The organism is Streptomyces sp. CT34, assembly GCF_000805335.1.
Classification (GTDB): Bacteria; Actinomycetota; Actinomycetes; order Streptomycetales; family Streptomycetaceae; genus Streptomyces.
Genome location: NZ_KN708638.1, coordinates 2,734,801 through 2,745,267, shown reverse-complemented (window position 1 = coordinate 2,745,267; position 10,467 = coordinate 2,734,801). Strand labels below are relative to the sequence as shown.

The 10,467-nt window shown below is 71.8% G+C and carries 6 protein-coding genes and 2 pseudogenes; 5 read left to right on the top strand and 3 right to left on the bottom strand.

All coding sequences use genetic code 11. The features are described from left to right. The first annotated feature begins 233 nt into the window (after positions 1-233). Positions 234-1,848 (top strand): annotated as a pseudogene (locus tag RZ84_RS42285) (CYTH and CHAD domain-containing protein). Positions 1,849-1,955: 107 nt separating this feature from the next. Then, on the top strand, positions 1,956-3,902 hold the full coding sequence (locus RZ84_RS12110) for a TIGR03960 family B12-binding radical SAM protein (RefSeq protein ID WP_043264328.1): 1,947 nt from the start codon (positions 1,956-1,958) through the stop codon (positions 3,900-3,902). A 394-nt stretch (positions 3,903-4,296) separates the two neighbouring features. Here the strand turns inward: RZ84_RS12110 and RZ84_RS12100 are convergent, their stop codons facing one another. The 3 genes from RZ84_RS12100 to RZ84_RS12090 all read right to left on the bottom strand — a co-directional run bounded on the left by RZ84_RS12100 (position 4,297) and on the right by RZ84_RS12090 (position 8,109). Next, on the bottom strand, positions 4,297-5,586 hold the full coding sequence (locus tag RZ84_RS12100; protein WP_052229897.1) for a cytochrome P450 family protein: 1,290 nt from the start codon (positions 5,584-5,586) through the stop codon (positions 4,297-4,299). Positions 5,587-5,899: 313 nt separating this feature from the next. Beyond that, positions 5,900-7,024, bottom strand: a complete 1,125-nt coding sequence (locus RZ84_RS12095; protein WP_043264326.1) for a SagB/ThcOx family dehydrogenase — start codon at positions 7,022-7,024, stop codon at positions 5,900-5,902. An 833-nt stretch (positions 7,025-7,857) separates the two neighbouring features. Further along, entirely contained in the window at positions 7,858-8,109 is a 252-nt protein-coding gene (locus RZ84_RS12090; RefSeq protein WP_043264325.1) for a hypothetical protein, read from the bottom strand. Between the two features lie 205 nt (positions 8,110-8,314). Between RZ84_RS12090 and RZ84_RS12085 the strand changes: the two genes are divergently transcribed. The 3 genes and pseudogenes from RZ84_RS12085 to RZ84_RS39680 all read left to right on the top strand — a co-directional run. Further along, complete coding sequence (locus tag RZ84_RS12085) at positions 8,315-8,863, top strand: GNAT family N-acetyltransferase (RefSeq protein ID WP_043264324.1); 549 nt, start codon at positions 8,315-8,317, stop codon at positions 8,861-8,863. 242 nt (positions 8,864-9,105) lie between these two features. Beyond that, a complete protein-coding gene (locus tag RZ84_RS12080) occupies positions 9,106-9,909 on the top strand; it encodes a TIGR03936 family radical SAM-associated protein (protein WP_043264323.1) in 804 nt (267 codons plus the stop codon). A 219-nt stretch (positions 9,910-10,128) separates the two neighbouring features. After that, positions 10,129-10,467 (top strand): annotated as a pseudogene (locus tag RZ84_RS39680) (hypothetical protein); the annotation flags it as partial.

The following is a 10,467-nucleotide window of genomic DNA, read 5'->3' as shown; positions in this document are numbered from 1 at the left end:
GGGGGGGGGGCGCCCGCCGAGACGCAGAGCGGGGGCCGGGCGACGGCTGCGATATGGGGGTGCACGGTTTCTCCCGGTGTCGGTCGAACGCCGGCCGCCACGCTGCGTGGGCGACCTGTCACACACCGTAAGTCACCGTGTGCCGGCAGTGCTACCCGCTCACCGGAGCGTGCGATCCCGCGGGCGGTGCCGGGTGGGTGGTCGGGCGGGTGGCGGCTGACTAGATTCGATGCATGGCGGACACCGTGCGGGAGATCGAACGGAAATACGAGGCCGCTGACGCCACCGGCGACATCCGGCTTCCCGACCTGACCCGGGTCGGCCCGGTCGCGACCGTGGCCGAGCGGGGCACCGAAGACCTGGACGCCCTCTACTACGACACCGCCGACCAGCGCCTCGCCGCGGACGGCATCACCCTGCGGCGGCGCACCGGCGGCGCCGACGCGGGCTGGCACCTCAAGCTCCCGGTCGCGCTCGCGGGCGACGCCGACTGGGTGCGCGACGAGATCCGGGCGCCGCTGTCCGACGCGCCGCCCCCCGAACTGGCCGCGCTGGTCCGCTCGCGGGTGCGCGACGCGGAGCTGATCCCCGTCGTACGGCTGCGGACCCGGCGTACCGTCCGGGTGCTCCAGGACACCGCGGGCGCGCCGCTCGCCGAGGTCGCGGTGGACGAGGTACGGGCGCGCCGGCTGCACCCGGAGGGGCTGGGACGGGCTGGCAAGGTCCGCTGGCACGAGGTCGAGGTGGAACTGGCGCCGGAGGGCGGGGACCCGGCGCTGCTGGACGAGGCCGGCCGGCTGCTGACCGGCGCGGGGCTGCGCCCGGCGACGGCCCGGTCGAAGCTGGCGCGGGCGCTGGCGCAGACCGCGCCGGACGGGGCGGAGGGGGCGGCGGGGGGGGGGGGGGGGGGGGGGGGGGGGGGGGGGGGGGCCGCCGCTGGCCGGGAAGGGGCGGAAGGGCCGCCGCACCGCCGGCGACGTCGTCCTGGACTACGTCCGCGAGCAGGTCCGGGCGATCGTCGCACTGGACCCCGCCGTCCGCCGCGACCTGCCCGACGCCGTGCACCAGATGCGGGTCGCCACCCGCCGGCTGCGCAGCGCCTTCCGCTCCTACGCCGCGGTCCTCGACCGGGCCGCCACCGACCCGATCGGTGCCGAACTCCAGTGGCTGGCCGCCGAGTTGGGCGCGGGCCGGGATCAGGAGGTGCTGGCCGAACGGCTGGCGGACGCGCTGGCGGAGGTGCCCCGGACGCTGCGGCTGGGCCCGGTCTCCGCCCGGCTGCGCATTTGGTCGCGGCGCCGCCGTACGGGAGCGCGCGACCGGCTGCTCGCCGCGCTCGACGGACCGCGCCATCTCGCCCTTCTGGAGACCCTGCACGCCCTGCTCGCCGATCCGCCGCTGCGCGCCCCCGCCGCCCGGCCCGCCCCCGAGGTCGTCGCCGGCGCCGTGCTGAAGGACTACCGGCGGCTGGCCGACCGGGTCGAGACGGCCCTCGACACCCCCGCCGGACCGGCCCGCGACGAGGCGCTGCACAGCGCCCGCAAGGCCGCCAAGCGGATCCGGTACGCCGCGGAGGCCGCCCAGCCGGCGCTGGGCCGCCCGGCGCGGGGGTTCACCCGGCGGGCCAAGCAGGTCCAGCAGCTGCTCGGCGACCACCAGGACAGCGTGGTCGCCCGCGCGGCCCTGCGCGAACTGGCCACCCAGGCCCGCGGCGCCGGTGAGAGCGGTTTCACCTTCGGCCTGCTCTACGGCCGCGAGGAGGCCCGCGCCGCCGACCGCGAACGGGAGCTGCCGGGGCTGTGGGCGAAGGTCTCCCGCCGGAAGTACCGGGACGCCCTGCGGCGGTGACCGTACCGGTGCCCCGCAGCCGCGGGGTGCCCCGCTCGCCGTGCCGGGCGTGACTCCGAGCGGGTTACGCTTGTGAGTCGCCCCTTGTCAGCCCATGAAGGTTCGAGATGTCCGAGTCGGTTTTCCCGCAGCTCGAAGCTCTGCTGCCCCATGTGCAGAAGCCGATCCAGTACGTCGGCGGAGAGCTGAATTCCACCGTTAAGCCCTGGGACAGCTGCGACGTCCGCTGGGCGCTCATGTACCCCGACGCCTATGAGGTCGGGCTGCCCAACCAGGGCGTCATGATCCTCTACGAGGTCCTCAACGAGCAGCAGGGCGTCCTCGCCGAGCGCACCTACAGCGTCTGGCCGGACCTCGAAGAGCTGATGCGCGAGCACCGCGTCCCGCAGTTCACGGTGGACGGCCACCGGCCCGTCGGCGACTTCGACGTCCTCGGCCTGAGCTTCTCCACCGAACTCGGCTACACCAACATGCTCACCGCCCTGGACCTGGCCGGCATCCCGCTGGAGTCCAAGGACCGCACCGAGGACCACCCGCTGGTCCTGGCCGGCGGCCACGCCGCCTTCAACCCGGAGCCGATCGCGGACTTCCTGGACTGCGCGGTGGTCGGCGACGGCGAGCAGGCGGTGCTGGAGATCACCGAGATCATCCGCGCCTGGAAGAACGAGGGCCGTCCGGGCGGGCGCGACGAACTGCTCTTCCGCCTCGCCAGGACCGGCAGCGTCTACGTCCCCAGGTTCTACGACGTCGAGTACCTCGCCGACGGCCGCATCGCGCGCGTCGTGCCGAACCGCTCCGGCGTCCCGTGGCGGGTCTCCAAGCACACCGTCATGGACCTCGACGAGTGGCCCTACCCCAAGCAGCCGCTCGTCCCCCTGGCCGAGACCGTCCACGAGCGGATGTCGGTCGAGATCTTCCGTGGCTGCACCCGCGGCTGCCGTTTCTGCCAGGCCGGCATGATCACGCGACCCGTACGGGAGCGAAGCATCACCGGCATCGGCGAGATGGTGGACAAGGGCCTGAAGGCCACGGGATTCGAGGAGGTCGGCCTGCTGTCGCTGTCCTCCGCGGACCACACCGAGATCGGCGACATCGCCAAGGGGCTCGCCGACCGGTACGAGGAAGACAAGATCGGTCTGTCGCTCCCCTCCACCCGGGTCGACGCCTTCAACATCGACCTCGCCAACGAGCTGACCCGCAACGGCCGCCGCTCCGGGCTGACCTTCGCCCCCGAGGGCGGCAGCGAGCGGATCCGCAAGGTCATCAACAAGATGGTCTCCGAAGAGGACCTGATCAGGACCGTCGCGACCGCCTACGGCAACGGCTGGCGGCAGGTCAAGCTCTACTTCATGTGCGGTCTGCCGACCGAGACCGACGACGACGTCCTCCAGATCGCGGACATGGCGACCAAGGTCATCGCCAAGGGCCGCGAGGTCTCCCGGTCCAACGACATCCGCTGCACGGTCTCCATCGGCGGGTTCGTGCCCAAGCCGCACACCCCCTTCCAGTGGGCCCCGCAGCTCTCCGCCGAGGAGACCGACGCCCGCCTGGAGAAGCTCCGCGACAAGATCCGCGGCGACAAGAAGTACGGCCGCTCCATCGGCTTCCGCTACCACGACGGCAAGCCCGGCATCGTCGAGGGCCTGCTCTCCCGCGGCGACCGCCGCATCGGCACGGTCATCCGCGCCGTCTACGAGGACGGCGGCCGGTTCGACGGCTGGCGCGAGCACTTCTCGTACGACCGCTGGATGCAGGCCGCCGAGAAGACCCTCCCGGACTTCGGGGTGGACGTCGCCTGGTACACCACCCGCGAGCGCACCTACGAGGAGGTCCTCCCCTGGGACCACCTCGACTCCGGCCTGGACAAGGACTGGCTCTGGGAGGACTGGCAGGACGCCCTCGACGAGACCGAGGTCGAGGACTGCCGCTGGACCCCTTGCTTCGATTGCGGCGTCTGTCCGCAGTTCGATACATGGCCACAACTGAGCGACAGCGGGAAGAAGTTGCTGCCGCTGACCGTGAAGAAGCCCGCGACCAGCGCAAACGGCCAGTGACGTGAGCGATGCCTTACGGCGGATCGCCGACGCTGTGACTGATGTCACGGAGTCTGAGGTGGCTGAGGTGCTGAGCGCGCTCGGCGTCGCCTCGGAGCGTCGGCGGTCCGTCGCGTCGGCAGAGGCGCCCAGAACGCCTCTGCCGACGCAGGGAGGCCCCTCGAACGTCCACTCAGAGGTTGAGTGGGTCTGAGGGCCTTTGGGTCGTCTCGCGGGCTCCCGGGGCGTCTGATGGTCCGGCCGGGACTCCTTCCGTCTTGCCTTGATCCACTTGGCTCCTCGTTCCGGTCGGGTTTTGGATCGCACCCGCGGAGCAGAGCCGGCACAGCGGCGCTGCTCTCGCGGAGCGCGGCCACGGCAAGTGCGTTCTGGGGCCTGCCTGATGGGTCAAACGTCAGTGCGACGCGTGTCGGTCCAGGTTCAGCGGGAGGTGCAGGAGGCGCCAGGCGCCGGGCTGGCGGCGGCGCACCTGGGTTTTGAGCTGGTTGGGGGCGACGGCCAGGGACAGGTTCGGGTAGCGACGCAGCAGGCGGCCGATAGCCACCTCGCCCTCTTGGCGGGCGAGCGAGGCGCCCAGGCAGTAGTGCATTCCGTGGCCGAAGCCGACATGGTCCTCGCCGCGGCCCGCTGATTGCCTGGTCAGGTCCAGGCGTTCGGGGTCGTTGTAGTGGCGTGGGTCGTGGTTCGCGGAGACCAGAACGGGTTGCACAGCCTCGCCCTGTCGGATCCGGGTGCCGGCCAGTTCCATGTCCTCGGCGGCGTAGCGCAGTTGCGTCATTTGGACCGAGCCGCAGCGGCGCATCAGTTCGTGGACGGCGTGCGGCAGTAGTCCCCAGTTCTCCTTGAGCAGTCGCAGCTGGTCGGGGTGGGTGAGCAGGGCGGTGGTGCCGTTGCCGATGAGGTGGGCGGTGGTCTCGTGCCCGGCGAGCACCAGCGCCATCACGAGGGTGACCATCTCGGTGTCGCTGAGCCGGCCGCCGTCGCTGTCTTGGGCGTGGATGAGCGCGCTGATCAGATCGTCCCGCGGGGCAGCACGGCGTGCGGCGATCAGCTCGTGGATGCGGTCGACGACGTCCGGGAAGGAAGCTCCGATCCGTTCGGGCTCCAGCGAAGCGAGGTCGGATCCGAAAGCCCGCCAGCGCGACCGGTCCGCCTCGGGCACGCCCACCAGCTCGCAGATGACCGTGATCGGCAGCGGGTAGGCGAAGTGCTCGATGAGGTCGACCACACCGTTGTCGTCAGCATGACCGGTGAGTTCGTCGAGAAGGTTGTCGGTGATCTCCTCGACGCGCGGCCGGAGTTCGGTTACCCGGCGTGCGGTGAAGGCGTGGGAGACCAGGCGGCGCAGACGTGCGTGGTGCGGTGGGTCGCTGGTGAGGATCGATTCCAGGATGTACCCGCTGTACTCCTCGGGAATGCCGAGCACTTCCATGAGCCGGGCGCGCGGGTCCGGTCCGGTGTGCCCCGGAATCGAGTACGGATTGTTCACGAAGCGCGGGTCCCGCAGGACGGCGCGCACCTCCTCAAAGCGTGTCACGAGCCAGATGGGCGTGTCGTCCATGAAGCGCGCGCGGAGGACGGGGCCCCTCTCGCGCAGTCGACCGTAGCCGCCGAACGGATCGGCGAGGAGTTCCGGGTCCATCACGTTCGGCTCGCCGGGGTGCTTGCCGATGAGGTCCTGCATGGAGGGAGGGAGCTCGGGGGGCCGGGTGGTGGCCGGGAAAGTCGTGGGGGTGCAGGTCGCGGGATGGGATCCGGTAGGTGAGGTAGGGCCGACGGGCGTGGCCGTCATGGTGCGTTCCCCCTTGTGGGTGGGTGGCCGAGGACGCCCTCATCGCCGTAGCGGTCAGCGGGTGCTTGAACAGGCTGTCGGCAGGGAGGTGCTGCTCGTCCTGTGATGGCTCGGTGGCCTGGTCGATATCGGTGGGCTCTGGAGGAGGGGCTCAACCGGGCGGCCGGTGCAGGTCTCCGGGCGCAGCACACCTGGCCGTGTCTTGTCATGGCCGTGTGGTCGCGTGGAGGTGCGTGTGTGCGAAGGCGGTGGGGGTGGCCGGTGGTGGTTCATGGGGTCCGGAGGGGCTCGGGTGACCGGCGGCCAGAACGTAGAGGGGGGTGTCCCCGGCGTTGTCCAGGCGGCATCGTTCGGCGATCAGGGCGTCGTTGAAGGCGCCGGTCTGGACGGGGCCGAGGCCCAGCGCGGTGGCGGTCAGGACGAAGGTCTGGCCAAGGTGGCCGGCGTTGAGCAGGCAGACCCGGTAGCAGCGGGGCGTGCGGTATTTCACGCTCATGCGTTCCAGCCGGGCGGCGAGGACCACCAGGAAGGCGGCTTGGCCGGCCCACTCCTGGTCGCCGCACAAGTGCGCGGCCTCGCCTCGGGTGAGCCCCTCGGCGCGCAGTTCCAGGGAGTGCTCCAGGCCGTTGTAGTGGTACCAGCCGGCAGGGAGTCCGGTGACGTTGAGTGCGCCGAGGTAGGCGTCGAGTTCCTGCCGGGAGCCGCCGGAGGGGCTGGTGCGGCGGTAGAGCGCGCCGTGGCCGCTGTCGATGAAGTCCACCGGGCCGAACACTGTGGAGAGCAGGGTGGCCAGTGTCTCCTGCGATACCGCTTCGGGTGTGAAGTCGCGGTGGGTCCGTCGGGTGTGGAGAACCTGCTCGTACGGGGCTCGCAGGTCGGCCCGGGGGCGGGGCAGCGGATGTCGGGGCGCGTCCGCGTAGGTGGTGAACAGCGGTGGCATCTGGGCCAGTTCCGGCGCGAGGTCCGGGTCCTGGATGTTGATCTCGGTGTCCAGGTAGTCGTTCTGCGTGGCGTAGTGGAGGAAGGATGCCTCGGGGGCCCAGGCGGACCAATGGCGGTCGATCTCCTGGTCGTGGTTGGCCTGTGGGCTGTCTTCCGGCAGGAGTGCGCCGGCCTCCGTGAGGGCCGACAGGGCCTCTTCGACCGTGTCGGGAGTGAGGTGGTCCAGCGCCTTGGCGGCCTCGGCGGGCTCGGTCCAGTCCTCGAACGTGGAAAGGACCTCGGCAGCCACGGGGTGCAGCGACGTGGGAGTGCCGTGGGGATAGGGATGGACAACGAACATCCCGTCGCGCCAGTAGCAGGTCAGACAGCGGGAACGGCGATATCGCACGGCAACTCCAGAAGACCGGGGAAGGGCAGGAGGGCAGGCAACGGACAGGTGACCTGCGGCCGTTGCCTGCCCCGCGGGTTCACTTCGCAGTGCCACCCCGGAACTTGAAGATGTAGTACCCGGGACGTCGGTCCTGCCGGACTGCCGCCTGAGCGTTCATCGCGACCTTACTCATGAGATGTCACCTCCTCTCAACCGGTGATGTGGACAGTGCGCTGGGCGTGATCAGGCGCACCACGCCCAGCCTTCCCGGCGGGGGAACTTGCGGAATCTCCAAGTTCCACGGATTTGGTCAATACTGCTGAAAAGGGGCATCACGATGTTTGCGGGCCAGCTTCAGTCAACTGCCGCGTGAAAGGGCAGGTGGCCGGCGACTGGCGCCGAGTCCCACCGGTGCGTAGGACCCCGGCCGGCCGGGGTTGTGGGTAGGTGCCTCGTGGAGAAGTCCGCCGCAGCCTACGGGGGTGCCGCCTGGACTTTTCGGCTGAACTGAGGCGTGCATCGGCGCGCTGCCGCGTCCAGCGTTTGCGGTGGGTGTTCTGTCCCCAGATGGACACCCAGATCCAAATCGGCCCGACGGGCAGGAAGCTGCTGCCGCTGAGCGTCGTCAAGTAGTGCCCCGACCGCGCCTGGGCCCGGCCTCCGCCTCGCGGGGCCGGGCCGTCGCGTGTTCTGGGTTCTCCCGCCTCCCCGAGCAGACGTCCCCCACGGGCGGCCGTCTCGGACCGTGACCGGCCTCCCGCCCAGTGCGGGTCAGCACCTCATCAGGGGCACCGCTCCCGCTACATCAGGGCCATCCCTGGTTCGTCAGGGGCATCCCTGCTTCAACCACATCAGGGATCCTTGCGCCACTCCGCCGTGTTGGCCGGGTGGTGGTCCAGCCAGTTCTTGAGCGTGGGGCACCGGAACGCCGGAACGCGGGGGTGCGCGGTGGTGGCCGTGACCGTCACTGTCCTCGGGGCGGTCGACCCGTTCGCGGGCTGCGCCACCGCGCCGACCGAGGGCAGCAGCAGGGGTGCGACGACGGCGGTGACCAGAGCCCGACGCCGGGGGCTCCCGCGCCAGGCGCCGACGGAAATCGACATGACGTGCCTCCTCACGGGAAGACTGCTCCGCAGCGTTCAACGCGGGATGCGCGGCCGGTAGGGCCGGACGGTCCATCACCCGGGCCGGAAGCCTTGCGGTGGTGCGGCGCCGCGTATCCCAGGGGCCCCTACTTCCCGGGCTTCCCGGGCTTCCCGGGTGCTCCCGCCTCCCGGGCTTCCCGGGGCTCCCGTCACAATGAGGCGCATGCCGCCGCAGTTGATCACCCCTACCGTCCGCGTCCGGGACTCCTTCCTCGCCGCCATGGACGAGTTCCGCGCCGAGGGCGTGGACCGCTCCCGCAACTCCGGACTGGGCCGCGAGCTGCGGACCTGGTGCAGCCGCTGGCAGTCCGCCGAGGGGTTCGCCGCGTACGTCGCGCTGGTCGGCGGCACCTCGCCGGACGAGCGGGCCGACGGCACGGTACCGATGACCACCCTGTGGTGGGTGGACGGCGACACCTTCCTGGGCCGGCTCACCGTCCGGCACCGGCTCACCGCCTCCCTGCACGAGTACGGCGGCCACATCGGCTACGCGGTACGCCCGACCGGCCGCCGCCGAGGTCACGCCACCGCGATGCTGCGCGCCGCGCTGCCGTACGCCCACCGCGAGCTGGGCATCGATCCGGTGCTGGTCACCTGCGACGACACCAACACCGCCTCGCGCCGGGTGATCGAGGAGTGCGGCGGGGTCTTCGAGGACCGCCGGGCGCAGAAGTTGCGCTTCTGGATCCACGGCGGGGGAGGGCGCGGCTGACCTGGGCGGCGCACTCGTCCGATGGATTTTGCCGGGCCGGCGGCGCGGGCGGGACGAGGTCCGGCCGCCCCGGCGGGAACTGGGCGGCGTCCGGGCACGTACTCTAGGTAAAGACTCCGGGCGCGAAGTGTCCTCGCCCACGCGGGGGCGGTCCGGACCGGGCGACGCCAGGCGCGCCCTTACACCAAGGAGAAGTAACACTGGGCAAGCGACAGCCCGAAGGCCCGCCGCCCGCACCGGCGGTGCAGCGCATCCGACTGCGCTACACCAAGCGCGGCCGCCTCCGGTTCACCAGCCACCGCGACTTCCAGCGCGCTTTCGAGCGGGCGCTGCGCCGCGCCGAGGTCCCTATGGCCTATTCGGCGGGCTTCACCCCGCACCCCAAGGTGTCGTACGCCAACGCCGCCCCGACGGGCACCGGCAGCGAGGCCGAGTATCTGGAGATCCAGCTCACCGCGCGCCGTGACCCGGAGAAGCTGCGCGACCTGCTCGACGAGTCCCTGCCGACCGGCCTCGACGTGATCGACGCCGTGGAGGCGCACACCAGCGGCCTCGCCGACCGGTTGCAGGCGTCGGTGTGGGAGATCCGGCTCGACGGCGTCGCCGCCGAGGAGGCCGGGCGCGCCGTCGAGGCGTTCCTCGCCGCCGAGGAAGTACAGGTCGAGCGCCGTACCAAAAACGGCATGCGGTCCTTCGACGCGCGGGGCGCGGTGGCGCGCCTGGAGGCAGCGGCTGCCGAGGGCGATAGGCCCGACGGCAATGCCTGTGCGATACTGCGGCTGGTTGTTCGGCATCTGACACCTGCCGTTCGACCCGACGACGTCCTGTCCGGCCTCCGAGCTACGGCCGACCTGGCGCCGCCGGTCCCCGCAGCGGTGACCAGGCTGGCGCAGGGGCTGCTCGATGAGGAGACCGGCGCGGTGACCGACCCGCTGGCGCCCGACCGCGACGCTGCCACGGCCGCCCTACCCACGGCCGCCGGGCTGAGTGCCGCGAAGGCGCCGAGTGGGGCCTCCCCGGCGATTTCCGGGGAAGGCACTGCGTAGGACGCGCGTCGTCGCGTCGCCGATCAACCTGGGAGCCACCCCGGTCCGGCAGACGTACTGACCAGGAGACTTTCGCCGGTACCCGGCCAACGGGCCCGGCGAGCGAGACGACAGCTCCCGTGCGGCGCCCACGCCCCGGACAGCGGAACCGCGCTCATCACGCGGACCGCGGCCGGAATCAGGCGCGGCGCCCGGGAGCGTGACGGGAGAACCGCCCGCATGCTCGAACCTATTGAGCCCAACGCATCCACGCCGTCCGCGGACCGTGGTGCCGACGACAACCATTCACCCAGCGACACGCTGCCGCCGCGCCGCCGGCGCCGCGCGGCTTCCCGACCGGCCGGCCCGCCGGCCGCTGCCGCCGCCGAGGCCACGGTCGTGAGCACCGAGGCGCCCGCGCCGCAGCCCGCCGCCGAGGAGCCGGCCGCCGCCGCGGTCACCACCGGCGACGCGGCCAAGCCGGCCCGTAGCCGCCGCCGCGCCACCCGTAAGGCGACCGCACCGGCCGGGCCCCCGCAGACCGAGGCCGCCGAGCCCGCCGAGACGCCCGCGGCTGCC